The 26959-nt window shown below is 53.7% G+C and carries 22 protein-coding genes; 20 read left to right on the forward strand and 2 right to left on the reverse strand.

Going from position 1 to position 26959, the window contains the following annotated elements; translation table 11 throughout:
* A partial coding sequence (locus ACX80D_RS16815) for a hypothetical protein (RefSeq protein ID WP_459324016.1) occupies positions 1-596 on the reverse strand: 596 nt, incomplete at its 3' end.
* 356 nt (positions 597-952) lie between these two features.
* Between ACX80D_RS16815 and ACX80D_RS16820 the strand changes: the two genes are divergently transcribed.
* The 8 genes from ACX80D_RS16820 (at position 953) to ACX80D_RS16855 (ending at position 10752) form a co-directional block, all read left to right on the forward strand.
* Positions 953-1618: a LuxR C-terminal-related transcriptional regulator gene (locus ACX80D_RS16820; protein WP_459324017.1), complete on the forward strand. Its 666-nt coding sequence runs from the start codon at positions 953-955 to the stop codon at positions 1616-1618.
* A 45-nt stretch (positions 1619-1663) separates the two neighbouring features.
* Positions 1664-2890, forward strand: a complete 1227-nt coding sequence (locus tag ACX80D_RS16825; RefSeq protein ID WP_459324018.1) for a sensor histidine kinase — start codon at positions 1664-1666, stop codon at positions 2888-2890.
* Positions 2871-3872, forward strand: a complete 1002-nt coding sequence (locus tag ACX80D_RS16830; protein ID WP_459324019.1) for a hypothetical protein — start codon at positions 2871-2873, stop codon at positions 3870-3872. The genes ACX80D_RS16825 and ACX80D_RS16830 overlap by 20 nt, the downstream gene beginning before the upstream one ends.
* 151 nt (positions 3873-4023) lie before the next feature.
* A complete protein-coding gene (locus tag ACX80D_RS16835) occupies positions 4024-5886 on the forward strand; it encodes a hypothetical protein (protein WP_459324020.1) in 1863 nt (620 codons plus the stop codon).
* 67 nt (positions 5887-5953) lie between these two features.
* A complete protein-coding gene (locus ACX80D_RS16840; protein WP_459324021.1) occupies positions 5954-6520 on the forward strand; it encodes a hypothetical protein in 567 nt (188 codons plus the stop codon).
* A gap of 144 nt (positions 6521-6664) precedes the next feature.
* Positions 6665-7819, forward strand: coding sequence for a methyltransferase (locus ACX80D_RS16845; protein WP_459324022.1), 1155 nt, complete (start codon positions 6665-6667; stop codon positions 7817-7819).
* A gap of 91 nt (positions 7820-7910) precedes the next feature.
* A complete protein-coding gene (locus ACX80D_RS16850) occupies positions 7911-9596 on the forward strand; it encodes a hypothetical protein (protein WP_459324023.1) in 1686 nt (561 codons plus the stop codon).
* A gap of 121 nt (positions 9597-9717) precedes the next feature.
* The gene (locus tag ACX80D_RS16855) at positions 9718-10752 is read left to right on the forward strand and encodes an LCP family protein (RefSeq protein WP_459324024.1); all 1035 of its coding nucleotides are present in this window, start codon (positions 9718-9720) and stop codon (positions 10750-10752) included.
* A gap of 39 nt (positions 10753-10791) precedes the next feature.
* Here the strand turns inward: ACX80D_RS16855 and ACX80D_RS16860 are convergent, their stop codons facing one another.
* Positions 10792-11292, reverse strand: coding sequence for a DUF3515 domain-containing protein (locus ACX80D_RS16860; RefSeq protein ID WP_459324025.1), 501 nt, complete (start codon positions 11290-11292; stop codon positions 10792-10794).
* 875 nt (positions 11293-12167) lie between these two features.
* On the opposite strand from ACX80D_RS16860, the gene ACX80D_RS16865 reads away from it, so the two are divergent.
* The 12 genes from ACX80D_RS16865 (at position 12168) to ACX80D_RS16920 (ending at position 26897) form a co-directional block, all read left to right on the forward strand.
* Positions 12168-12326 carry a hypothetical protein gene (locus tag ACX80D_RS16865; RefSeq protein WP_459324026.1) on the forward strand — a complete coding sequence of 53 codons (159 nt, stop codon included), beginning with the start codon at positions 12168-12170 and terminating at the stop codon, positions 12324-12326.
* A 7-nt stretch (positions 12327-12333) separates the two neighbouring features.
* Entirely contained in the window at positions 12334-13572 is a 1239-nt protein-coding gene (locus ACX80D_RS16870; protein ID WP_459324027.1) for a glycosyltransferase family 4 protein, read from the forward strand.
* Positions 13569-15341: a glycosyltransferase family 4 protein gene (locus tag ACX80D_RS16875; protein ID WP_459324028.1), complete on the forward strand. Its 1773-nt coding sequence runs from the start codon at positions 13569-13571 to the stop codon at positions 15339-15341. Before ACX80D_RS16870 ends, ACX80D_RS16875 begins: the two co-directional genes overlap by 4 nt.
* Positions 15338-16225 carry an ABC transporter permease gene (locus tag ACX80D_RS16880; RefSeq protein ID WP_459324029.1) on the forward strand — a complete coding sequence of 296 codons (888 nt, stop codon included), beginning with the start codon at positions 15338-15340 and terminating at the stop codon, positions 16223-16225. Before ACX80D_RS16875 ends, ACX80D_RS16880 begins: the two co-directional genes overlap by 4 nt.
* Positions 16212-17102 carry an ABC transporter ATP-binding protein gene (locus ACX80D_RS16885; protein ID WP_459324030.1) on the forward strand — a complete coding sequence of 297 codons (891 nt, stop codon included), beginning with the start codon at positions 16212-16214 and terminating at the stop codon, positions 17100-17102. The genes ACX80D_RS16880 and ACX80D_RS16885 overlap by 14 nt, the downstream gene beginning before the upstream one ends.
* Complete coding sequence (locus ACX80D_RS16890) at positions 17103-19004, forward strand: glycosyltransferase family protein (protein ID WP_459324031.1); 1902 nt, start codon at positions 17103-17105, stop codon at positions 19002-19004.
* Positions 19005-19013: 9 nt separating this feature from the next.
* Positions 19014-20303: a UDP-N-acetyl-D-mannosamine dehydrogenase gene (wecC, locus tag ACX80D_RS16895; protein WP_459324032.1), complete on the forward strand. Its 1290-nt coding sequence runs from the start codon at positions 19014-19016 to the stop codon at positions 20301-20303.
* Positions 20300-21061: a hypothetical protein gene (locus tag ACX80D_RS16900; RefSeq protein WP_459324033.1), complete on the forward strand. Its 762-nt coding sequence runs from the start codon at positions 20300-20302 to the stop codon at positions 21059-21061. Before wecC ends, ACX80D_RS16900 begins: the two co-directional genes overlap by 4 nt.
* A gap of 54 nt (positions 21062-21115) precedes the next feature.
* Positions 21116-23329 carry a glycosyltransferase gene (locus tag ACX80D_RS16905; protein ID WP_459324034.1) on the forward strand — a complete coding sequence of 738 codons (2214 nt, stop codon included), beginning with the start codon at positions 21116-21118 and terminating at the stop codon, positions 23327-23329.
* A gap of 237 nt (positions 23330-23566) precedes the next feature.
* Positions 23567-25003 (forward strand): hypothetical protein, encoded by a 1437-nt coding sequence (locus ACX80D_RS16910; RefSeq protein ID WP_459324035.1) that lies wholly within the window; start codon positions 23567-23569, stop codon positions 25001-25003.
* A 2-nt stretch (positions 25004-25005) separates the two neighbouring features.
* The gene (locus ACX80D_RS16915; protein WP_459324036.1) at positions 25006-25359 is read left to right on the forward strand and encodes an HAD family hydrolase; all 354 of its coding nucleotides are present in this window, start codon (positions 25006-25008) and stop codon (positions 25357-25359) included.
* Positions 25359-26897, forward strand: a complete 1539-nt coding sequence (locus ACX80D_RS16920) for a hypothetical protein (RefSeq protein WP_459324037.1) — start codon at positions 25359-25361, stop codon at positions 26895-26897. The genes ACX80D_RS16915 and ACX80D_RS16920 overlap by 1 nt, the downstream gene beginning before the upstream one ends.
* Positions 26898-26959: the final 62 nt, after the last annotated feature.

Consider the following 26959-nt stretch of genomic DNA (forward strand, 5'->3'; position numbering starts at 1 on the left):
CCCATGCCGACGGCGGCTCGCTCAACAGCCCGTGGTGCCGGGGCTGACAAGAGCGGCAGCTCAGGCTGCAGTACCGGTGTCGGTGCTGGTTCTAGGGGCTCGGGGTTACCCGCGGCGGCTATGTCCGCAGCGTCAGTAGTGGCTTGTTCGGCAGCGATTTTCAGGGCCCGGCGGACGCTGAACTCCGAGACGCCTACCGCGTTGCCGACGGCCTGCTGGGACAGGCCGGTGCTGCGTAGTTCCACGATCCGGGCAATGACCGTGCTGCTCAATCGGGACGCTTTCTTTGGCCCCTTCTTTTCCGGTACTAACGCGATGATGCCGCCATCAGCCAGCAGTTGCTTCCATAACCACACCGTTGACGGGGTGACATCAAAGACGGTGGCGATCTCACCGACTCCGGCGGCCTTCATCGCCGCTAGTTTCACCGCTGCCCAGCGGCGTCCGGCTTCGTCCCCCGCGTCCCAGGAAAACGAGGCTTGGCCGTGAAGAAAAACGGTGCCCCCGCCATCGGCGTCCCTCACCAGTTCCCCGGCCAGACCCAGCGGCACAGCATCCAGAACCATCGCCACAGGAAGAGGAGGTTGAGCAGTCATAACACTCATCATTTCACCCTTCCAAAAGACATTGTTTCTTGAATCTATTATATCGAAGATGAGGCAGAATTAACAGGCTTTCACCAAGGGAAATCCCGAAAAATCAACGAACTCGCAAACCCGTCACCCGAGCGTGTCCGGAGTCCTGGGGCTTGAAGGGTTGGTAACCCCATCGGGCCGGTAGGAACTATTCAGCCAAGGCACCCCACCCACTAACCCACCGAATGGCGTAATCTAGCGCGGTGGCGGAGACCTCAACGCACCAAGAAAGCACCAAAGTCACACCCCAGACTTATGATTTTCCTAGGAGCTGTACTTTTGGCTAGTGGCTGTAATTATGGGGAGCAGGGGTAGTCATGAGCGGTCTCACAATTCGGGTTGGCGTTGTCGATGACAATGAAGTGGTGCGGATTGGATTTGCAGCAGCGGCTGAAATCGATTCACGGCATGCGCAGAACCCCATCAAGGTCGTTGCAGTAGCCGAATCGGTACCACGGCTCCTACTTCACCCAGCCAGTTTTTTTGACGTCGTGGTCTTGGATTTATCGCTGGCAGATGGATCCGAACCCGGTGAAAACGTTCGTCAAATCATCGACGCCGGGATCCCTGTCCTCGTATTCAGCGTGGGCGATAACTCCAATGACATCCGGTCAGCCTTGGCGGCAGGTGCTTCCGGGATTGCTCGCAAGGGCGATGACATCCGGCAAGCACTGGATATGGTCCGTTTGGTGGCGGCTGGAGAAACCATTGACAGTCAAGAACTCGCCATTGCCATTTCCTCGGACTCGGGTTTCGTTGCAGCTGAACTCAGCGAGCGGGAACGGGAAACCCTGAAGCTCTATGCCAATGGATTCACCGGTGGTCAAATTGCACGGCGCATGAATGTCTCAACGAACACTGTGAGCACCAACATCAAGCGCATTCGGGAAAAGTATGCGGCGGCTGGGCGTTATTCCCCCACCAAATTGGAGCTCTACCACCGGGCTCTGGAAGACGGCATTATTGCCGCCGAGATGCGGTAGGTCTCAACTCATTTGAAAACAGTGTCTTCACTCAAGGGAATTGTTGTGCCAAATCAGCCCCACAACAGCAGCCTTCTGCCTAATACCGTGGAAATGACCGAGGTGGTGCTGGCCCGCTCCATTGGCGTTTTTTCGCTCCTGTTGGTGGCGCTAGCGTTGCCGGATCTGCTGCAGAGTACCGGCGGGGCGCCCCGTCCCGGCTATATCGCCTTTGTGGCTTTGATACCGGTACTCATTATTGCCACCATGCTGCCGGTCAAGAAAGCGTCCATCCGACGATTTTTTGCAGGCGCGGCGGCATGGCTAATCCTTCTTGGCTTCTTGCTGTGGCATCTGGGGCTGATTGGGAATTCGCTGCACGCCGATGCGCGTCCTTGGTCGTGGGGGATAGCGGGCGCTGGCGTGGGCTTGGCCGCGGTGGCCAGGAACACCACCTTGGCCAGCGTGTATGGCGTGCTCTTCACCCTTTTGGTGCTGGTCATTCCGGGTCTTCCGGCCGGTTCTTCCCGCGAATGGCAAGATTCCTGGCAGGACGCCTTACTCACCATGGCCATGACCGCTGCCATCATCGCCCCTATTTGGGCCCTTCGCGCAGCCGTTTTGGAGTCGGAGCTGGCAGCCGTCACAGCCGTGGAAAAGTTCTCCGATGCCGCCAAATCTGAAGCCATCACAGTGGAGCGGATGCGGCTCGACGCCCTGACGCATGACATTGTGCTGAGCACCTTGATCGTGGCCTCCCAAGCTATAAATCACGATGTCATTGAAGCCTCCCGCCGGGCAGCTAAGGACGCTCTGGATCAGCTGGATGAAGTGAAGAACGACGCCGATGCCTCCTCCAGCGAGTATGTCACCACTGCTGAGTGGTTGGGCAGGCTGGGGGCGGCCGTTTCGCTGCACGGAATCACCGTGGATGAACCAGCCTCCGGTGCCTCTGCCCCGATGCGGATTCCACTCTTGGTTTCCAGGGCCATGGTTCAGGCCACCACTGAGGCGGTGCGTAACAGCCTTGAGCATGCCAGCGGTGCTCAGACTTCAGTCAAGGCATCATTCCCTCGTAACGGCCAGTCGAACCGGGTGGTGGTTGAAATCTCGGACAACGGGCCGGGCTTCGATCTGGAATCCATCCCCTTGGAGCGGATGGGTCTCAAGGTTTCTATTGTGGAACGCATGCAGGATATCCAAGGTACGGCCACAGTGTTTTCCAGTGTCAGCACAGGCACCTTGGTGCTGTTGGAATGGGACGGAGGAATCCATGGAACAGCTAAGAACTAGATGGCTGGTGGTGGTGTTTGCTACTTTCATGCCAATAGCCCATGTGATCATGGGCCTGGCCAACACAGAAATCGTGACTTCGCTATGGCAGTATTTTCTGGCCATGGTGATTTGCCTGGCCTTGGTGACGCTCTTGTGCTGGGACTCGGGGAAGACTGTGATGCCGCTGTGGGGTGGCTGGTGTGTGGTGGCCGGAGTGTTGGTCATGGACTTCTTGGTCAACAGCGTGTTGCCAGTGGGTGTTCACCCCGGATATGCCTCGTGGCAGAACGGGGCTATTCAGATGCTCCTTGTGGCGTTGACGTTTAGGGGGCGGATGCGGCTCGCTTGGTTGGGAATGGGGCTGTTCGCCATCATGGATCTGAGCTCATCGCTTGCGCATGGGCTTTCGGTGACAGATTCCCTAGCGCTGGTGCTGACCCCCGTTATGTGGATGGTGATCGCCACCGCCGTCCAATCAGTGCTGGGTCGTAGTAAAAACAACATCGCCGTATACGCCGCCCAGAGTCAGCTGGCCGCCACCAAGCTAGCAAAAGAAAATGCCCACGGCTTGTACCGCAAGCAGCGGCTGTTAGAGCTGGAACAAGCCACTCGTCCGGCTCTGGAAACCATTGCCAACCAAGACCCAACAAAGGAGGACCGCCGCGAATTTGCTCTGTTGGAGGCACAGCTACGGGATCAAATCCGTGGCCGGGCCTTGGCAACTGCGGAAATTCAAGAAGCTTCCCGGGCTGCCAGAAAGCGCGGGGTCAAGGTGGATTTGTTGGATGACAGGAAGAGATCTCTGCCCGATCCCCTTGCCGCCGATGTTTATGCGCAGCTACTCAAGGTCCTCACCGAGGCACAATCCGGCACCGTGCGTGCCCGGGCGCTGCCTATGGGCGAACTCCCAGCCGTCACCATCCTCGCCTTCGATGAATCAGCAGAGCAGCAAGAAACGTACATAGAAATCAGTGATCCGAACACTGCGCCGGTCAGATGACCCAAGGCAGCAAAAACGAGTCGCCAGCGTTGTTCGTTGACACGGCGCTGACCACTGATCATCCATACCCTTGCGTTCCACGAGGCCGCAAGACACAATAAAATTTGCGCTGACAGCAGCGTCCCCACCTGAACCGGCGAGGTAGTACGTGTTGAGCGATGCCCCGATTTTCTCTTCCCTGCGCCGGTGTGTCCGCGCTATGGCTCTTTCGCTGATCCTGGCGTTGCTTCTAAGCGGCTGCTCCATGCTCAACCCTACGGGAAAACGGCTATCTGCCGAAGGCACTACCTCAGCGGACGGGCTGGTGTTGGAAGTGGAACGAGCCAAGATCACCGTGCCGGCTGGTGCCATTGCCGCAGGAACCGCAGTGTCCGCGGAAATGGATCCCACCGCCATAGACGCAGAAACAGCACCACCAACAAACACAGACCTCCTCCCGCCCGTCAGCGGCCGCTTGGCGGTCACGGTGGGCCAGGAATTGGCTGAAGGTACCTCCATGACGCTCAGCATGGACGTGGAATGGCTGCCGGAAACACCCAGCCACGCCAAGACCGCGGCATCCTTGGCTCTGGCGCACCTCGCCACCGGGGCCGTGGAACCGACGCTCATCAGGGTGGCCTGGACAGCACTGGATAGCGGCGGCCGGATCACTGCCCAAGTCCCAACCGCCGGCACCTTCTGGGCTGTCCAAGCAGATCTGCCCTCATTGCTGCGCACAGTGGCAGCGACCATGAGTAAAGCAGCCAGCACCAGCAAGCAACCTGCATGTGTGGGTAAAACGGCGGCTGCCTCCGGAATGACGTTCACAGCCGCAGCCAGTCCCGGATCGTGGACGTGCCTACGCGAACACAATGACATGCTCGTGGTCTCGATAGCCGCAGATTCGCCCTTCCCTATGCGGGTCGCCACTCAAGAGAAGCGGATAGGTACATCCGTCCTGGACGCCACAGAACTCCCACCGTATTTCCATCAAATCCTCAAGCCGCTCTTGGACCAGAACAGGGGGTTGGCAGCGGCCATGCCCGGCGCCACGGTGGACTACGAATCAGGAGCAGCCGGAGTCGAATCCTTGGACTGGGAGCTGCGCCCTTACCCAGCAATGTTCCTGCTCAATCACCTCGCTTCCTTGGTCCAGAGCACCATGGAAGCAATTGCCACCCCTGGTGACATCGATGCCAGCCGCACGGCGCAGTGCGTAGCGCCCCTGCTAGAACGCACCAAGGAACACCGGGCGCTGGAGGAGTCGTGGGCCGTGCCCTTCATCAAGGGGTTCATGGAGTGCATTGCCGGTTCGGTGGAGATCAGCCAGCGCATGGATGTGCTTCTTGGCGCGGCCAACGCCGTACCATCGCTCATTGCGGGGGCAGCCGTTGAACAGTGGAGTCAGCTGACGGCGGTGGAGAGCAGCACCGTGGCCATTGCAGGCGAGATGGAATGGACAACCTACACAGGGACCATCAATGCGGCCAAGATTAGCTTCTCGCATCCAGCCGCGTGGACCGTGATGGACGGCTCCGTCAACCAGCAGTTTGCCGCCTCCAACAGTCTGGTGGTGTACAACCACAACGGCAACCGCAAAGCCACCCTCAGCGTCTTGAATGGAATCCACGCCAGTGCACCCGTTGATATTCGTCCTGTCATCAAGCTGGGGCAAACACCGGGGACAGGGCCGTTGTCCAGCGGTAAAGGGTTCGAAGTAAATGCAGTGGCCATGGATCTGAGCAGAGAGCCCGCGTTGCGCACCCGGCACAACTTGAAGAACAATGTTCAGGTGAGCATGTCGGTAGCGGCGGCCGCTACGGAGGGGAAAGCGACAGAAGAAATGGTGGTGGGCAGTTTGGCGGGCGCGGTGATGGTGGAAACGGGAGTGAGATCAGTCCCACAGAACCAGACTCAGCGGTATGTCATATTTGCACACAGCGAGGGCTTTGACACCATGGAGGCGGCCAAGGAGTTCGCCAAGAGCAGCGACTTCGCGGCCATCCAAAAGATGCTGGCCTCCTTCACCGGATAGACCAGGGAACAACCCACCGGAACACAAGCTGAAGTACCAACACCGTAAACAAAGGAAGTGACACGCCGTGAAGGAATGGCTCCGAGTCCATCCCTATCAGGCGCTCGCCGTCGGGTACGTACTGTTCTTCGCGTTGGGCGCCGGGATTTGGATCGCAGCAGGACGGGATCTCAATGATGCGCTGTTCACGGCGTTTGCGTGGACCCTGTTCTATTGGCTCATCGCGCTCACCCAAATACGGCGCAGAAGAAAAGCCACAGCCAGCCTCGAGGATCACGGCCAAACCATGGTCTACCTCCGCTACCCCGATTCGCGGCCCGGTTCACTGGACAGCATCTGGAACCAAGGGATCGCCACGCCAAGCGCCACGCCAAGTCCAAGCCCCACACCCAGCCCCAGTTCCCTCCACTTCCAGCCGGCCCTCTACGACACCTTGGAGCCCGCTGGCCGTGCCACCACAATCGCCATTCAGGGCTTTTCTCCTGAGCGTCGCAATCTCACCGGCAAGGACCGCAAATACATTCCGGACTACGGGCTCCAGGCCATGAGATTCACCACCGAGGACGGCACCATCGAAATCGCCGCACAGCCTGAAACGCTGGACAAACTCCTCAGGGCGCTAGATCTCGTTTGAGTTGGAGCGGCCAGCAGTGAAGTTCGACGCCGGACCGAGTCACCCAACGCTGCCCCTTGCAGGGGATAAACTGGGCGCTGGTCTTGTCCTGCAGCAGAAATCACCACCACGCTTGGCGCAGGCGAAATTTTAGGAGCCTTCCCCATGAGTACTGAGCCTGCGCCGCAGCCGAACATCCTTCGCTGGATGCCCCGCGATGCCCAAGAGCAGGATGCCGAACAGTCGGCCCTGTGGATCAGTGCCAGCGGCGCGGCCATGCCCAAGAAGGTCGTCGCGGTGGATGATTCTCTGACGGCCGACGATGCCTACCGCCTCGCTGCTCAAGGCACCGCGTTGCTCTGGCAGGGCGATTATCACAACGCCCGCCAGCTGCTCTCAGCCATGGCTCGCAGGCTGCCCGTTTTTTCAAGGCTCGACGGCGAATCCGTCGCCCAATCTTTCTACCGCTACCGCCAGGGCCGGACACAACGAGCCAAGATGCTCGGCCGTGTGCTGGTGCCGCTGGCTCCCGGTCCGGTGGTGCCCTTGCGCCGCGCTCCAGATCTGAAAGAGGCTTGGCTTCTCGCCGCTGGCCCCGTCGAAGAACCCTCAGTAGCTCCACTGCAGGATGTACTCGGAGCAGTGGGAGCTTTGGAGTGGCGCCGTAACGGACTGTTTGTCCAGGAACTTGATGCCGTGATCTACCCGCACTACGGCACCTTCGCGCCGGTTCGCAGCGAATATCTGGGACTCTTGGACAGCGTAGAACTTCCGTCCACGGAGCTGGCTTTTGATATTGGAACCGGCACAGGCGTGCTGGCAGCAATCCTGGCCAAGCGCGGCGTTAAGCGCGTGATGGCCACAGATAGCGAGCCCGCTGCCATTGCCTGCGCGCAGGAGAACCTGGCCAATCTGGGACTATCGGACACCGTCGAGGCCGTTCAAATCAACATGTTCCCGGAAGGGAAAGCGCCGCTCGTAGTGTGCAACCCGCCGTGGCTGCCCGGAACCGTCAACACCATGCTGGATAACGCCGTCTATGACCCCAAGAGCCGCATGCTCAAAGCCTTCTTGAACGGGTTGGCCAAGCATCTGGAACCCGGGGGAGAGGGCTGGCTCATCATCTCGGATCTGGCTGAACACCTAGGCTTGCGTTCCCGCGATGAACTCATGAGCTGGATCGCAGCCGGCGGGCTTGAAGTAAAGGACACGGTGGAAACACCTGCACGGCACCCGCGGTCCATGGACAGAAGCGATCCCTTCTTCGATGCACGGTCAAAGGAAGTCACCTCCCTTTGGCGGCTCGGAGCAAAGGGCTAACAAGCCCGGTTAGGTCCATGCCAGCGACTCACTGCTAAGATTCTTTATTTTGGCGCCCGGTGGGTGCCGCCACGATTTACGGAGTACACCTATGGCTGAGACGCCAGAAGAAAACCAGCTGCTCACTCAAGAGAAAAAACCTCGCAAAAAGGCAGCTTGGATTGTCTCCGCAGGCGCCACGGTAGCTGTTTTGGCTGTTGCAGCATTTGTTGTTCCACCGATGTTCGTAGGTGATCCAATTGCTATGGAGACCTCCGCTGCTCCGACGGCAACGGCAACAACACCCACTCCTACCCCAACCAAGGCGCCAGTCGCCAAATTCTATAAGCAGGTTGGCCCTCCGGCGGGTTCGCCCCTGAAACCCGTTGCACCCCAAACAGTGAGCGTCAGCGCGGACAAAGTAGGCACTAAGCTCAGCCCCTCCCAGATTGGGCTCTCACTGGAAGCTACGGACTTAGCTGACCCGCTGTTGAGCGGAGACAACCAGTCTGTAGTCGCCGCATTGAAGGGATTAGGGAAACCGGTTCTGCGCTTCGGTGGCAATGCGGTAGATCGTCGCTTCTTCTGGACGTCCACCGGTGAAGCCCTTCCCTCAAGCTATGTCGGAACCAAGCCAAGCCCGGCCCGGGTTGTCGGCCCCGATGACTTCAAACGGGTCAATGGGCTGCTGGAAAAAACGGATGCCTACATCAGCCTGTCTGTGAATCTGGGCGATTACAATCCAGAGCGAGCAGCAGATCTGGCCAAATATGGGGTACAGATCTTTGGCAAACGCCTGCTGGCCATCACCATTGGCAATGAACCCAACGGCTTTGCACCCAATATGGTGCTGGCCCATGCACTGCGCCCCCATGGTTACACGGCAGCTGACTTTGGGAAAGAAGCTAAAGCCTACTCCGATGCCATTTACAATGTGGCTCCAAATGTCCCTATTTCCGGACCCGGCACTTACGCTGCGGACTGGGCCTCTGCTTGGGTTGATCTAGATATTAAGCAGTCCAAGATTCTGACATTCCACAACTACCCGCTGACGGGTTGCTCCACAGGTCTCGCTGCGGACCAGCCCACCATGGCCAATCTACTCGCCCCTGACATGCATGACCGCTCCATCAACTACCACAAGACTTTTGTAGCAACAGCCAATGCTGCAAACATGCCCACGTGGGTTGATGAAACAGGGATCTCCGCCTGCGTCGGCGGCAATGAAACCACCAAGACTCACGCTTCGGCGTTGTGGAGCGCTGACTACGCGCTGGGCTCAGCCCAGGTCGGCGTCAGTCAACTGGACTTCCATAGCTCACTCATTACCTGCAAGGGTGGCCCGCCCATGTCAGCTGTGTGCTTTGACGGTGAGTACCTCAAGCCCACCGGCGTAATGCAAGGCCGCGCCAATTACTTTGGGCTGTCAATGGTGGGCACCATTGGAGGAGGCGAGTTCCTTAAATTAACTAATGAGGGCGGCGGTCTGGCTTACTCTTACGCGCTTCAGCAGGCAGATGGCAGCACTACGGTTGTCCTGATCAATCAGAACAACCCTGAGACTGCGGCACAAACCAAGGTCACGTTGAAGCTGCCTAAAAATCCAGTGTCTGCCACCATGACTCAGATGACGGGCACTAGCTACGAATCGGAAGACAGCACTGAGATCGACGGTCGGGACGCTGCTCCGGTGGCGATGGCCAAACGGCTGGCTCCCATGGACTTTAAGTCCGGGAAGCAGTCCCAGACTTTCCCGCTGACCGCCGGCACAGTGACGGTCATGAACTTCAAGTACTGATGAACGTGAGGGACCTTCTAGGTGGGCAGTGCGTGGGCTTGCTCACTTAATCACTGTCGTGCGGCATGGTTTTCGCTCAGGCGTGATGGTTCACCCATGTAGTCGTGGCAAGATGGCCTCCATGATTGATGAAACTGAGATGGATCTGCGTCCCCGCAAGACCAAGAAAACCCGGCGCAATACTCTGCTGGTGATCCTAGGCCTATTCGTGGTGGCAGCCATTGTCAGCGGGATCTTCGTGGTTAACCTGGCTAACAGCTTCAACAGCCAGACTCAGAAGATCGCCCAGGCATTCCCCGAGGAGTCCACGCGGCCAGTCAAAGCCACTGAGGGGCCGGCATCCAAAGCCCAGAACATTTTGGTTCTAGGCAGTGATAGCCGCGCCGCCTCCGTCGACATGGCCAGCGAAGGTGAGGCCTCCGATCAGCGCTCCGACACCATGATGTGGGTCCACATCCCGGGCGATGGAAAGAATATCGTCATGATGTCCATCATGCGTGACACCTGGGTAGACATTCCCGGTCACGGTCAGGCCAAGATTAATGCAGCCATGGCTTATGGGGGAGTCCCTCTGGTAGTTCAGACCCTCGAGGGCTTGTTCAAGAGCCGGCTGGACCACGTTGCCATTGTTGATTTTGAGGGCTTCAAGGCCATCACCGATTCACTTGGTGGCGTGAAGGTCAACGTTCCTATGGCCTTCACAACCGGCAATAACCAACACACTTTTAATGCCGGCCCACAGGTGCTGAACGGCGATCAGGCATTGGCCTTCGTACGTGAGCGGTACGCCTTCAGCGACGGTGATTACCAGCGGGTGCGCAATCAGCAGCTGTTCCTCAAATCAGTCATGAACACGGCTCTGACGCCCGCAACGTTGACTAACCCGGGCAAGATCAGTGATCTAGTGAACCAGGTATCGCCCTTTATCTCAGTTGATGAGGGACTGGATGCAGCGGCGATGGCCAGCTTGGCTGTAGGTCTCCGAGATGTGCGTGGCTCCAACGTGCTGTCTTTCACGCTTCCAAACTTGGGCACTGGCACCAGCGCCGATGGTCAGTCCATTGTCATCAAGGATGACGCAGCCATCGCGGCCATTGCTGATGCACTCGCCTCGGACACTCTGGTCATGCATATGGATAACAACGGCCTGCGCTAAATCCGGCGAACAAGACTAATGCCAGTTGCCCAGCGGGTGCTATTGAGTTGAGACCGACGTGGGCACGTCGTCAATCCCAATGCAGCCGCCGGTAGATGGAATCTTTGCCGCTGCTGCTGAGATCTGGGTCAGGACGGTGTCTGAGGGCACCTTGTTCTCTTCAAGGATCAGCTCGGTGGCTGGGTTACGCCCATAGGTGGTGAACGTCCAAGACGTTTCACCTTCCTTAATGACCCAGTCCACGCCATTGACGGTGACGCACCTGTCAGTGGTTGGGCCGGGAACCGGAACGCCGCAGCGCAGGAGCACCACGGCCGGGTCCCCCCATGCAGCCGTCGCTTGGCTAGACGTGCTGCGGCGGTTGGCGTCAGCCAACGAATCCGGTAGTGCCACCATCATGGGGGCGCAGGCTGGATTGTTTGCATCCTTCGCCTCGTTGATGGTCACGGACGGGGCACAGGCGCTCAAGGCGAGAAGTGCGGCGGCAGCAGAGCTCGCAAGAAGGGTGTTACGCAGGGCAGAAGACGCAAAAAAACGCATACTTCTAGCCTAGCTGCTGGTCCACCCGCCACGAACCGAGAGGCATCACGAGGAAGGGGCTCATCTCCACAGCCAATCCACAGCCAAACGCAAGATTGCTCATGAGAACTGGCCTAGAAAAGTCGTATTTGTCGTGAAAATGTGTCGTCCAAAAGTTCCCTAAAAAGGGTCGATTGTACGGTGATATCCCTAACAAAAACGCTTGAAACGTTTAGATGTAGCATGTTTTTATGAGATGCTCTATTCGGTGGACTTTGCCTCCACCCTGACTGGAGATGAAAGTGTTTCAAGTCACATCATTGGTTTACGTCTAGAGTCACATGACTTCCGGGGGGAAAGAGGACAGTTTTTTGAGTTTGCTCACTCGCTGTTGGTGCTCTCTCCGGATTTTTTTCGTCGCATCCCTCATCGCGCTTGGAACTCTTGCTGTTTCTGGTATCGCGCAGGCCAATGACGGCGTCACCGAACCTCCTGTTGTGATCTTCGAAACCACGGTTCCCGTCCCTGACCCGGTCGGTACCCTGCTGCCGGTGACCCCAGCAGAGGTCCCTGTAACGGAGCAACCAGAGAACTCAATTCCGGCAAATCCCCCTCCGGCATTTCCGGCGCCAGCAATTCCTGCACCCGCCAACCCCGCTCCAGGAAGTCCTGCTCAGGTAAAACCGGCGCCCGTAAGTGGCACAGATCAAAGTGATCCTCATGTCCCCACTGAGGAAGTGCTCCAACTCGAAGCCGAAGGTATCGCAGAGTCAATTCCTGCGCAGTCGGCTAGCGTTAGTCAGACTGCGTCACCCAAGCCGTCAGTAAAACCCAAGTCCAGTGCAGCGCCAAAGGCCGTGCCATCTGCAACTCGCTCTGAAGAACCAGAAACTGTTGTGTCTTCTTCCAGTCTTCCGGGTGGCCCAACCGTCGCGCAATGGCTGATGATCGGTCTGTTACTGGCGCTGGGTGTGCTGTACCTGCGGTTCATGCGCCGCGGCGTTCAACATGTGACGTCGTCTGAGGAACAGCTTTCCTCTGAGACCGGGAAGTAGCCGGACCATGAAGACAACCGAACCTAGTTCTGCAAGCACGCGGATCATGCTCCTCACGCATTCGTATTGGCCAGAGAGCAGCCCTCCCCAGCGCCGCTGGTCCACGTTGATCCGTGAGTTTCGCGCCGCGGGCTGGAACGTTGACGTCGTAACACCTGTAGCTCACTTCCCCCACGGTAGACGGACTCGAGCCCGTGATACCGCCGGGACACCCTTCCGTACTCAAAAAGGTCGCCACGGTGAACTAATCGTACGTATCCCTTACCTTCGTCACAGCGGCAACTTTCATGCCGCACGGCTGATGGACCAGATATTTACGGCCGCCATGGCTATTCCGGCGGGCATTTTCTGGCGCAAGGCAGATGTTATTGTCGTTACCGCTCCAAGCCTGCCCAACCTTGTGGCGGGCTTTATAGTCGCCAAAATTAGACGCGTCCCGCTCATCGTGGAAATGCGCGATGCTTGGCCCGACCTCGCCCGTGACGCCCGCATCGTCAAAGGCAACGTCAAGAGCTTGGTAGAACGAGTGGTCGAAGCCATCCAGTTCCGTGCCGACCTCGTCGTCGCAGTCACGCAGGGCTTCGCCGAAACCCTACGTGCGCGCGGTGTAAAAAACGTCGTCACGATCAGCAATGGTCTGGACATTGATTCGGTGCCCAGCTTTTCCGCACCAGCAATGGACCGAGATGTTTTTGAGGCTCTCTACCTCGGCAACCACGGGCAGAGCCAGAGGCTCGATGCCGTGATAGAGGCCAGCGCATTGGTGGGATCCGCGATGCACCTTCACATGGTGGGCCACGGAACACACCGCCCTGCCCTGATCAAACTTGCCGCCGAGCTCAATGCGCCCGTCACCTTCCACGAGTCGCTCTATGGACAAGGCCTGCTAGACCGTTACGAATCTGCGGACACCTGCATCGTGTCTCTGCGTGACGACTGGAAGTCCTTTGAGGCAACTGTCCCGTCCAAAACCTACGAGGTGCTAGCGATTGGGCGCCACATCACCGCTGTCGTGCGTGGGGAGGCAGCGCGCATCGTCAAGGAAGCGGATGCAGGCGATGTTGTGGCTTGGAAACCCGAAGCCATTGCCCAGCTATGGCGCGAGCTCGCCGAGGACCGCAGCCGTCTAGACGCTGGTTCTTCCGGCCGTGAGTGGGTTGCCCAGAACGCCAACTATCCCATCTTGGCCGCTAAATACATGCAGGAAATCTCCGAGGTTGTTCAGCACGCTGGAGTAGCGGCATGAGCTTGCTGAATAACTTCACCATGGCTGCCGGGACCGCCATCTACCACCTAGCCGAGGACCCAGTAGTTCTGGCGCTGCAAGTATCACGACGGCTGCCCGCATCCGTCGTGGCCCCCGGCGCACGTTTAATCGCCCGTGCTTTCTCCAATTCAACGGCCGTCCCCGCACTTCTCGCCACCTATATTTCGGGGGATATGCAGCGGCTAGAAAACAAGTTTGCGACAGCACTGACAGTGGGCCTATCCAACAATCGAGCTCGGCAGATCACCGATGTCGCGCTGGCTGCTCATCTGCCGGAATGGGCTGACAAGTTCCTCCCATATGCCCTATCTGCCAAGCGATATCCTGCAACGCTTGCTCGGCGTAAGTGGTATGACGGTGACATGACAGGTGCCGTCGCAGCGCTCACGGGTAAGCGTGGCGCCATGGGTAAACAACACCGCCGGCTTGCAGGCGAGCAACGCATCTTCAGCGGCTGGTCGCCCGTGCTGTCACCAAACGCGGTGGATCCGATCGCAGGCCGTGTCCTGCATTTGTTGACCAATTCGTTGCCACACACAGGCAGCGGTTACGCCCAACGTAGCCACTCAATCTTGCTGGCCCAGCAAGAGGCTGGACGGGAAGTTCTTGCCGTCACCAGGCTCGGCTACCCCGTTCAGGTCGGCAAGATCATGGCCGCCGGAGAAGATATCGTCGGCGGCGTGAGGTATCGCCGGTTGATCCCTTCCAATCTAGCCACTACACCCGATGAACGGTTGCAACAGGAAGCCGAGGAACTCCTCAAAGTTGCACTCGAATTCCGCCCTGAAATTCTCCACACTACAACGCACTTCACCAACGGGCTGGTGGTTGGAGCAGTTGCTGCAGCGCTAGGCATCCCCTGGATGTATGAGGTCCGGGGCCAGCTGGCAGACACTTGGGCTTCCACCCGAAGCGCCGACGCCAAAACAAGCGAGCGTTACCTTGCCTTCCAAGCCTCGGAAGCCCGGGTTATGCAGGATGCAGATGCGGTCGCAACACTCGGTGCAGCCATGCTCCAGGGCATCGTGGCCCAAGGCACTCCCGAGACAAAAGTGGTCCTGGCACCTAACTCGGTTGGTGGTGATTTCTTGTCTGTACCTAGAACCACCCGGGCAGCGAAGGAAAAGCTTGGTCTGGACCCAGCCCTGAATTACATCGGTACTGTGAGCTCGCTGGTTGATTATGAAGGAATCGATGATCTGGTCGACGCCTTTGCCCTTCTGGTCCCTGAGTTTCCTGCGCTGCGTCTGCTGCTAGTTGGGGCTGGAACATCGGTGCCCGCGCTAGCAGACCAAGTGTCAAAGCTTGACCTGACCTCCAAAGTGATCTTCACAGGCCGCGTCCCGCGTGAGACCGCTTCCTTGTACCACCAAGCTTTGGATATCTTTGTCGTCCCCCGCAAAGATCTTGACGTAACTCGAGTGGTGACACCCTTGAAACCGGTTGAGGCGCTTGCCAGTGGCCGGCCAGTGGTGGCCAGCGATTTACCCGCCTTGCGGGAGATCGTCGTAGATAACGTGAACGGGGCCTTGAGCCCGGCGGGGGATCCCCCCTCACTGGCTCGGACGCTGGCCAGGCTTCTTCGAGATGATCCGCTGCGGAGCCGGCTTGGAACAGATGGCAGAGTGGAAGTCCTGCAAAAACGGACATGGGCTGCCAATGCACAACGCTATGAGAGCAAATACGCAGAATTGATCAGTAGCAAGACCATCCAATTGAACGAATTACAGAAGGGAGTACGGCAATGACGCAAATGCAGGAAAACACGCCCGCGCAAGAAATTGCAAAGGATCTGCCGCTGGACTTGAGCCAGCTGAGCCGGGTTGGTGCTCGCCCGTCCTTTCTGGACTACCTCGTTCAGCTCTGGGATTTTAGAAACTTCATTATTTACGATGCCCGCGCCCGCGTAAAAAGTGGTACTCGCAGGGACAAGCTAGGCAGCGCCTGGCTGATACTGAACCCGGTCTTCAATGGGCTGACCTACTTTGTGATCTTTGGATTACTGCTGGGCACAGGCAACGGGATTCCCAACTTTATCGGATACTTGACCATCGGTATCTTCATGTTCCAAATGACATCCGGAGCCATCACCGGCGGGGCTAGATCAATCCAGCAAAATCGTGCACTCGTCCAAGGCTTTACTTTCCCACGAGCCGCACTACCTCTGGGAGTGAACATTCGCGAAGCCATGGTGAATGTCCCGCTCATCATTGCAATGCTGCTGTTGGTCCTTGTTATCCCTCCGACAGAGCCCATCACATGGCGATGGTTACTAATTTTTCCCGTTCTTGCGCTGCAATTCATCTTCAATCTAGGAGTTGGTCTGATCCTGGCCCGGGTAATCTCGCGGGTCAACGATGTCACTCATCTGTTGCCCTTCGCGTTACGCGCCATGATGTACGTCTCGGCCATCTTCTTTTCCTATGAACGTTTCATTGATAAGCCGATACTGCTGAACGTCATGCAGGCCAATCCCATGTTCATCATTATCGATATCACCCGTGACTCGATTCTCTATGGGATTACCCCGTCGCTGCAGTCCTGGGCAATACTGACCGCATGGTCCTTGGCTGCACTGATCATCGGCATCATCTACTTCTGGAAAGGTGAGGAGTCTTATGTCCGTGACTGAGATGCTCGCACAGCTCCAACTCACCCCCTGCATCGTGGCCGAGAACGTAGCCATGCGCTACCGTGTGCCCTCAACGGAGGTACGGACGGATACCCGCTACGGGCACATGAAGTTCCTGCAAAGGCTGAACCCGCTGCCCAATACCGTAACTGTTCACGCCCTCAACGAGCTTTCCTTGGTGGTTAACCGCGGAGAGTCCGTGGGCGTCATCGGCCGCAACGGCTCAGGGAAGAGCACGTTGATGAAGCTTGTCAGCGGCCAGATCCGCCCCTCATCAGGTGCCATCCACGCTTCCAACACACCTATAATGCTGGGCGTCAACGCGGCCCTAGTACCTGAGCTTTCGGGAGACCAAAACGTGGTTCTGGGCTGTTTGGCCATGGGTTTGACCCACAAGGAAATCGCCTCTCGCTTCGATGAAATTGTCGAGGTATCCGGGCTGGAGAAGTCCATCCACCTGCCCATGAAATCCTATTCTTCGGGTATGGGCTCTAGGTTGCGCTTCGCCATTGCCGCATGCGCCAACCCAGAAATCCTTCTCGTGGATGAAGCGTTGAACACAGGTGACGCGCAATTCGCCGCGCGTAGTAAGCAACGCATGGATGAACTCCGCTCGGAGGCGGGATGTGTGCTCTTGGTCAGCCATAGCCTGAATACTATTCGCGAGATGACTACCCGCACCATTTGGTTGGACAAAGGGGACCTAATCATGGATGGCACGTCCAAGGAAGTTACTAAGGCTTACACGGCCTTCACCAAGGAGCTGTCCAAAGGCAACAACACCTCCGCCGATCGGCTTCGGGCTGAAGCTAGGGAACAGCTGGCATCAGTCAACGTCATCGACACTGCCCGTAGAACTTTCAAGGGTGAGCGCTAAATGTACTCAGCAACGGAATTCCGCACTGGTCTGTGGCACCTAAGAAGTGGTGGCATAGCTGAATTTTTGGAATGGCAATCTCGGCGCCGCTCAGAGCTCGGGTTCGCTTCCCCGAAGGACACCACCGGGGTTGAAGGCGGCTGGATTGGTTCAGGACGGAAACGGCGGCTGTCCTTCGCCGAGACCCAGTTACCGGCTTGTGCACCACGGCTGGGTGAACTGCGCGTAGGCGTCATTCTTGACGACTTCTCTTCCATGGCTTTTGCTTTTGAATGGAATTCGGTTCCGCTTGACCCTGCTGCTGGCCCGGAGCAACTTGACGGACTAGACCTTGTATTCATCGAATCTGCTTGGGCAGGCAACAAAAAGAAGTGGCTGGGGAAGATTACCAGCCACAATGGTCCGTCCTTGCAGTTCCGGGAACTCTTGGACGATTGCCATAGAAGGAACGTCCCCACAGTATTTTGGAACAAAGAAGATCCTCCCCATTACGAGGATTTCCTGCCTGCTGCCAAGCTGTTTGATTACGTCTTCACCTCAGACGAAGGACGGATTGAGAGTTACCGCCGGGACCTTGGCCATGACAGGATAGCGGTCCTACCTTTCGCTGCCCAACCTGCTGTTCATAACCCTGTGCGCCCCAAACGTGGCTGGCACCAACGTGATGTTGCCTTCGCTGGCATGTACTTTGCTCACAAGTATCCAGAACGCCGTGAACAAATGGATCTGCTGCTCCAGGGTGCCATGGACGTCTCTGTCAAGATGACTACAGGGCTCGAAATTTTCTCGCGCCAACTTGGCGGCAGCCCTGAATACCAATTCCCGGCACCGCTGGACTCTCGCGTTGTGGGTTCTCTGACTTACCTTCAAATGCTCTCAGCGTACAAGGCGTACAAGGTCTTTTTGAATGTGAATTCCGTGGTGGATTCGGAGAGCATGTGTGCCCGGCGAATTTTTGAGATTTCCGCTGCTGGCACACCCGTCATTTCAGCTCCCAGTGCTGCCATCCGCAACTTCTTCGATGAATCGGAAGTACCGGTGGCGGAAAGCCGGGAGGTTGCGGGCCAGCTTAGTCGTGCCTTCGTTGCCAGTCCCGAGCTCAATGACAGGACAGCGCATCTGGCTCAGCGCCGTATTTGGCAGCAGCACACTTACGCGCACAGAGTGGATGCCGTCCTGGAGCGGGTCTTGCCTGCTCGTCGGCTGGCACCCGTACAGCCCAGTGTTTCAGTCTTGGTGTCAACCATCAGGCCCGGACAGATTGAACAAGTATTCAAAACCTTAGCCAGTCAAATCTCTGTGCGGGCTCAATTGGTACTTCTGACCCACGGCTTTGGCCTAGCTGCAAAGGAACTGCAGCGTCTGCAGGACAGCTATGGAGTAGAAGATGTCGTACTGCTAACCGCACCGAGAGAGGTTACGTTGGGTGAGTGCCTGAACTTATGCGTGGCCTCGGCCACTGGCGATGTCCTCACCAAGATGGACGACGATGACTATTACGGTCCCAACTATCTGTCTGATCAGCTCTTTTCCCTGAACTTCTCCCGCGCGGACATTGTTGGCAAGCAGGCACACTACATGTATCTAGCTACATCGAATGCCACTCTACTGCGGTTTGGACACAAGGAACACCGATTCACGGACCTAGTTATGGGCCCCACCATCATGGGCTACCGACGTACTTTTATCAATAATCCGTTCCCAAGGGTGGGGAAGGGCGAAGACACCGGTTTCCTACGCAAAGTGCGCGCTTCAGGCTTGCGGATTTATTCTGCGGACCGATTCAACTTTTGTCAAATACGGAATGGAACTGGACACACGTGGAAAATTCGGGAGGCTGAGATATTTGCATCGGGCGAAATGAAATTTACTGGCATGGCTAATGAACACATATCAATCTAGTAGGGAACCATGAAAAACAATAATACTGTCGTAGTAGTCGGGCTTGGTTATATAGGTCTACCAACCGCTGCGATTCTCGCGACGAACGGCTGTAATGTCATTGGTATTGACGTCAATCGATCAACAATTGATGCGGTAAACAGCGGCAAAGTACCTTTTGTGGAACCCGACTTGGAACATCATGTCTCGAATGCGGTGAAGCTTGGACGTCTAGTTGCGACGGAGGAGACACCGTCTGCACAGACATATATTTTAGCCGTTCCAACACCTTTCAAATCCGACCGAACTGCCGACCTTGGCTACATCCTAGCGGCAGCTGCAAAAATAGCACCCCAGTTACTAGGCGATGAACTAATTATTCTGGAGTCGACTTCACCTCCAGGAACTACCCAGCGACTAGCGGATTACATCCTAGAATTACGACCAGACCTCAGCATTGATGGCTCGATTGATCGGCCGGCCATACATTTTGCTCATTGCCCTGAAAGGGTACTACCAGGGCGTGTGATGATTGAACTCGTCACGAACGATCGAATCGTCGGTGGATTGACGCAGGTTGCTTCGCAACGTGCCAAAGAGATCTACAGTATTTTTTGTCAGGGCGAGATTCTTATCAGCGATGCCATAACGGCAGAAATGGCTAAACTTGTCGAGAATTCGTATAGAGATGTTAATATTGCTTTTGCAAACGAACTGTCGATGATCAGTCAGAATCTGGGAATCGATGTTTGGGAATTGATCAAGTTGGCGAACCACCACCCTCGAGTCAATATTCTCCAGCCAGGTCCTGGCGTCGGCGGGCACTGCATCGCCGTCGACCCCTGGTTCATCGTTGCTGCCGATCCAGCCCAGTCGAATCTGATCAGGACTGCCCGTGAAGTTAATGATTTGAAGCCCACATGGGTTGTTAATCAGGTCCTGACTGCACTTGAAACACTTGAACCTGGTATTGAAGTTGGCGTTCTAGGCCTAAGTTTCAAGGCGAACATTGATGATCTGCGGGAGTCTCCTGCCGTTGGCATAGCCGTTGAACTTTCTAAACAGCTTCAAGATCGAGTAATCAATATTGCCGAACCTCATATTAATCGGCTACCCAAACAGTTTGATGGGATGTCAAATACTAGACTTCTGGGAATAGAACAAGCCATTGAAAGATCTGGTGTCGTTGTGGTTCTTGTTGATCATGACGATGTTAGAAATTTGAAGTCCGATATTTGGGGAGAAAAGATAATAATTGACACGAAGGGAGTGGTCGTTGTGGACACTTTTGTTGATACCGATGGTGTGACAGTGGCATGACGGCCTCCGATAGCGTAATCGATAACACTGTTGAAGGTCTAGATATTGTCGAAATCGTAACTGACGCTACGGTATATGAACCCGTGTTGTGTATATCGACAACCGCCTTGACTAGGCAAGAGTTGGCAATGATAAAGGGTACAGCATACTTTGCGAACTCAGTGGAAGATATAATTGGTTCGAACGATTTCGATTATGAAAATGTTCTCATATACTCGAATGCCCTGGCACTCCTAGACAATGAAATAGTCAGGAATCTCCTCCAAAACGTTCCAAGGGTGCACTGGCACTTGGAAGAATCATTAATTGCAGCACTCACGATCGTCGGTAACGCTCTCTACCCAACGAGACTCTTTGTGCAGCAGATCAATTTCAGATCAACAGGTGTAATAATTACCACTTCTCCAAGATCGGTGATTCCTGCTGACAATACGTGGTTTACCAGTGGTATTCGTGCGGGAAAAATGGAAACCAGATTTTCTGAAGGTCAAGTTGTCAAAGCCGAAACAACTGACGAATCTCAATTTTTGCGAGCAAAACTCTTAATGGCATTGAAGTCCATCGATTTAATCGTCGATTCGGAATCATCTGAAAAGGATAGCCAAAAGCCGATTCACAGCACTGCTGAAGTTGAAAACCAGCTAATTCTTCTGAAGAACCGCTACGATGCTCTTGATCGGAAATATAATTCACTGGCGCATTCCAGGCTGGGAAAGTTAACTTTAAAGCTTTGGAAGTTCAATAGGAAGCGGATCTGACATGATAAGACTTGTCGCTCCAACTGAATTCGAGACTGAAAATGGTAGGTCAATATGTACGAATTAGATTCAGATTTTGGCTCAAGAGTAATCGTGGACAAAGATGCACGTCAATTGGAAATTTCCAAACTCCAAGATTTGCTAGTAGGTATTCATGATCCGGATGTTGATACGAATGGTGTGGAATATGTCCCCGGCGTGTCGATAATTATCCCGTCTTGGAAAGGTCAGGATCATCTCGAGAAGTGTCTAATGAGTCTTATTGAGCAGAGTATTGATGGCTCGCGATATGAGATTATCGTTGTAATTAATGGAGAAAGAGACGACTCAATCACGCTGATTGAGAGTTTAGTAACCCAGTATCCTAGCCGTAATATAAGGATTCTTATACTTGCTCAAGCCAGTGCGGGCGCGGCAAGAAATCTCGGAATTTCAGCAGCTAGGTTCGAATATACAACGTTTGTAGATGATGATGATTTTGTTGGACCGCAGTTTCTTCAACAGCTACTACGGGTCGCAAGCCCCACGAATATCGCCATTTGTCCGATAATTAACGTGTCTACGGCAGGTGATTATGACTCAGAGAGTGCACTCAATAAAAATATTGTTTCGCAAAGATCTGGACCCTTTTTGCTGAAATCCGCACCATGGCTAATTGGTTTCAATGCGTGTAAGCTGATTCCGACTGCTTCGTTACAGAATTTAAAATATTCAGACAAACTGAACAGCGGTGAGGATATCTGCTTTATGTCCGCACTGGCGGTCTCTGGCGATTACAAAGCTCAGTTGGGGACAGTTAGCCCCGAAGGGTCGTACTACAGAGTACTAAGAGACGATTCGATATCACGCCAGAAACTGAATTTTGATTTTGCTGTTGTACAACGATTGAACGTCATTCAGGAGTTGGAATCTCTGAGGGCATGGAATTCATCTGGCAGTGACGAAATGCTATTGGCTCTAATCCGAGCTCAAGCTGGATTTATTGTGCGATACGTCAAAGAGCACCCCTCGGAGTTGGGTCAGGTTGAAGATGCTATAAGACAGTCGGAAATTCGAGCATTCCCATGGGAGCTATTGAATACTGGAAAAGCTCGTGATCTTGTAATTAGTTACTGTTTCCCACCATATTCTGACACAAGTGCGGTCGTTGCTGCCAAGGCAGTGGTTGAACGTGGAAAAATCGTTGATGTTATATCCAATGTAATGCTTGGTGTTCGACACACAGACCAGAGCCTGAATACTATTGCAGGACGATTTATAGAAAATTCCATCGAAATCAGTTCGACCCCGTCTTTTGCTGGTTGGAATCATATTTCTGATTTTGTAACCAAGGGTTTAATTTCTGCAAATCGTCAGAACGCGAAAATTGGTGGATACGAGACTGTTTATAGTCGCGTACTCTGGCCAGGCTCTCATTTTCTTGCAGCTCTTTTCAAGATACAACACCCGCGTGTTATTTGGTCGGCAGAATTTTCTGACCCGGTTAGCTCGGACGCCGCAGGTCAACCACGTGTCGGTGACTTGGTACGTGATGAATTATTCGCCAGCCTCAACCGTGGTATTGCGACTCATGGGTTCAAGCCGCTGCAATCAGACAGTATCTTCGAGTGGTGCGAATATTTGACCTATATCCTTGCGGATGAAATTCTGTTCACGAATGAAAATCAACGCGAATATATGATATCGAAAATAGCTGATAGAAAACTCCGTAAGTTAATTCTTGATAAATCAATTGTGAGGCATCACCCCTTACCTCCCAGTCATAGCTATCAATCAATGGAATCTTTGTATTCACTTTCCGAGACTGTGGTCAACATTGGTTATTTTGGTGCGTTCTATGATAATCGCGGATTGGGAGACGTATTAACGGCGCTTCAGAACACTCCTGCCAATGTTCAGCGCGATGTGAGATTACATGTATTCACGAATCGATCTCAGGACTTTGGAGAGGAAGTTCGAGAGCGAGGGCTTCTCGGTATTGTTAAGCATCAGGGTTATTTGCCTTACCTAGAGTTCCTCAATTTGGCCACCAAGTTCGATGTGCTAATGGTTAACGATGTAGAGCGAGATATATCGATGGAGATAAATCCATTCTTGCCATCTAAGTACTCCGACTATAAAGGGTCGGGATCCAAAATATGGGGGGTCGTTGACCACGGTAGTGCTTTAGGAAGAATGAATCTTGATTATAAGTCGAATGTAGGTAATGGCGCCACAGCCTTGAATGCAATAATAAGTATTCACTCTGATTGGCTCAACCGCAGTTAGCGCGCCTTTTCGCGACAGTCTATTTGACCGTATGTGTTGTTCAAACGCTCATACAACGTCGTTAAATGGAGTTAACGATTCAAGCGCTAAGGAAGTAGCTACACGCCTGTAGCGAGTTGTATGTCAATTTACATGTTTGGCCCTGGTGTACCAACTGCCTGCAGTCATCATCCCTAATCTATAGGACTAGATGCATTGGCTAGTTCCATTGGCACCGATAGCAGAATGGAGTTTAGGGTGTTCGACAATTTCCTTCCAATGAACCCGGAAAGTCTTCGGGATTATTTGGAATCTACTACAGATCCTAAGGCTTTATTACGGAGATTCGACGAAAAGGCTCTCCCGACGAAAATCAAGTACGTTGAAAATAGGGCTGCGGGGGTCGGGGCCGTAAAAGAGTGCATTGATGTGATCGCTGAGACTGCTAATTTCAGTCATTTTGTTTTCTCAAACGATGAGTCCACGACAACTCTCGCATCTAACATGTCTCTATTTGCCTCGAATTTTTTCTGGGAGCACTTCGATCGTTTTCGGCCGTCTCTGGCTAGATTTGATTACGATGATGCGATTGGCTTTGTGCTCAATAAATCTAATGTTGTTCAGTTGCAAATTCGCATTCTGAGAGATCGCTCTATTAGAATATCTCCGAATCTGGCTGTTTTGGTAGCGATGTCCTCGTCATATTATGGTCTGGACTCTGAGTTAGAGACGATTCGAGTAATTGTTAGCAATATGGCTCCAACCGAATCAACAGACATAGCTCGGGAGATTCTCAGTAAACGCATTAGATCTCTTTCGGTATCACCTCCTAATGTTGCCCCAGAGATACGCAATGGAGACCATGCACTTATGATCACCGGTCAATTGAGGGGTTTTAGGAGGTCATTGCCTCAAATATGGAAAACTGTCATCAATCCTAGTGACACTGATGTCTATATTAGTACTTGGCTTAATCCAGGTGCTGCGACGATCGATGAGCACCGTTTACAACGCCGCTTTACAGCAGAAGCGACCGAGATGCTTCGAACTGCGGTGCCGGCGCTCGATATTTCCGATCTCAGGGCTTATGTGAAACGAACGGAAATCTGTTTAAGTGAAACAGAACTCCGGCAAACGCTGAAAGATATGTTTCCCAATGCCCGTTCAGTTCATGTTAATATTGTAGACGGGGAAAAGTTTCCGTATTCATCGATGGACAATCCCTCCAAGATGTACTTCCATAATGCTTACTGGATTGAGACACTAGGAAAACCTTACTTTAACTCAAATTACGGCACCATAACAAAAATTCGTCCGGATTATCAGCTCTCCATGATCCCAGGCGAATCCTCGAATATATACAGTGGATCCTCACTTTCCGCGGATCTCTCCGGATGGGTATTAGATGTTTGGGGATTCGGAATGGCAGATCAACTGTTTAGCGGGTGCAGTATAATTATGACTGAGCTCCTAACAATAAAGTTTCCTGAAAGTATATCAACACGCGCCATGGTGCGAATGATGCGACGAGATAGAACTCATATGGGCCACATAAATTTGGCGATAGAAGCGTGGACTATGGGCGCGATACCGACCCAAATTCGGCATAAGAAATTCAGTTTTTCCGAAGTCGATAGACTAGATGTTGATTTTGTAAAAACCTATTTAGGAAGGCGATCTTTATCAAGCGACTGATAATGGACCTGGACGATACCGTTTCAAAGACGACTGATTCAATTTACACGGATTCAGTCCCGATTCCGGAAGTTGTGGACAAGATTCGCGAGTATGCCGCGGACGGCTTTGAAATTGTTTTTCACTCGAGTCGAAATATGCGAACGTTTGCTGGTAATCTTGGTAAAATTAATATTCATACATTGCCGATTGTAATCGATTGGCTTCGCCGGCACGATATTCCATTTGACGAAATTTACATGGGAAAACCCTGGTGTGGGACTGATGGTTTCTATGTGGATGATAAAGCGATTCGTCCGGATGAATTTGTCAATTTAACCTATGAGCAAATTCGCGTATTGACGAAGGGCGAATAATGATTCTGATTACATCTGCGGCATATGTTGGTGATGACCTTCAATCAGAGTTCGGCAGAATACCGCCTTCCTACCTTCCACTTGCTAACGTAGCCCTACTGCAGCACCAAGTTGGGGCACTAAGATCCATCTATGGCGACGAGCAGATAGTGCTGTCATTGCCGGATTCGTTTTCATTGAACCTCCGTCGCCGTAAAGAGATTGTTGATTTGGGAGTTCACATTATTCGAGTGCCCGAAGGATTGCAGTTGGGTGAGTCGGTGCTCTATGCGATAACTAGTTCCGGTTCGTTTGGTGGCGTCACCAGGATTCTGCACGGTGACACTCTAATTACTGATTTTCCAAGTGAATCAGACGTTATATTGATCGCTGAGACTCAGGATGATTACGACTGGGAAATCGAGTCGACTTCAGCGACTCATGAGTCTATTTGGTGCGGATTTTTTTCTTTTTCAGATACTCCCTTATTGATGAAATGTCTGGTTAGAGAGACTTCGTTTACAGGTGGTGTCCGGTTGTATGACGAAGAATTGGGACTCGGCAAGTCGATTTCTCGAACATGGGAAGACTTAGGGCATGTCAACACATATTTTCGTTCGCGTGAGAGACGAACAACCGAGCGGTCATTTAATGACATTGGTGTCTCTTCGGGGGTATTGACTAAAACTGGGGTTCCACACGAGAAAATAGTGGCTGAAGCTCAGTGGTTTATGCAATTGCCAATGAATCTGAAACCTTTCACTCCTGCATTTTATGGTTCTGGTTTGGTAGATGGCTTACCCTGTTATCATCTCGAATTTCTTCAATCCATGCCTCTTAACGAGTTATTTATTCATGCCCAGAGTAGTTCCAATAAATGGGAGCAGGTGTTTGATGCCTATGACGACTGGTTTAGAGAGGCTTTGTCTCATTCTGAGTTTTCGGATGTGTCGCAGCGTGAGTTGAAGTTTGATTTAGTCGCAACGAAGTCGAGAAGCAGGATTCGTGAATATGCGGAGTCGCATAGTCTCGATCTTACGGCTCCACAGTATTATGATGGTAAAGAGTTACCAAGCATCGAGGATATTATCGAAGATCTTATTCGTATCGCACTTGATGGGACCATCGTTCCTGGATATGTGCATGGAGATTTGTGCTTTAGTAACTCGATGTACGACAGCCGTTCCATGCGTCTTAAATTTATTGATCCGAGAGGGATGTCATTTTCGAGTAATGATTTGTCTATCGGTGATTTGACATATGATTTGGCGAAGCTGTCTCATTCTGTTTTGGGTATGTACGATTATATAATTGCCGGGGCGTACAGTTTGACCTACGACGTTGGATACGGTGGTCGTATTGAGTTTCCCACGGACGGGCGTGTCGATGCTGTTCAAGATCATTATAGGAAGAGGGTTTTCGGAGGGTCCTTGCATGTTAGAAACTCTCTTGCCCAAATGACGCTACTGTTCTTTTCGATGCTCCCACTTCACAGTGACCGTCCGGATAGCAGGGCGGCTGCAAAGTCTTTTGCGAGGGGATGGCGTCTTAATATGTGAGACGAACGGGGTTGTGGCTGTTTAAAGGTGAGAACTCCTGTTAAGCCAGATGGTGTCTAAGC

This window comes from Arthrobacter sp. Sr24 (assembly GCF_054511175.1).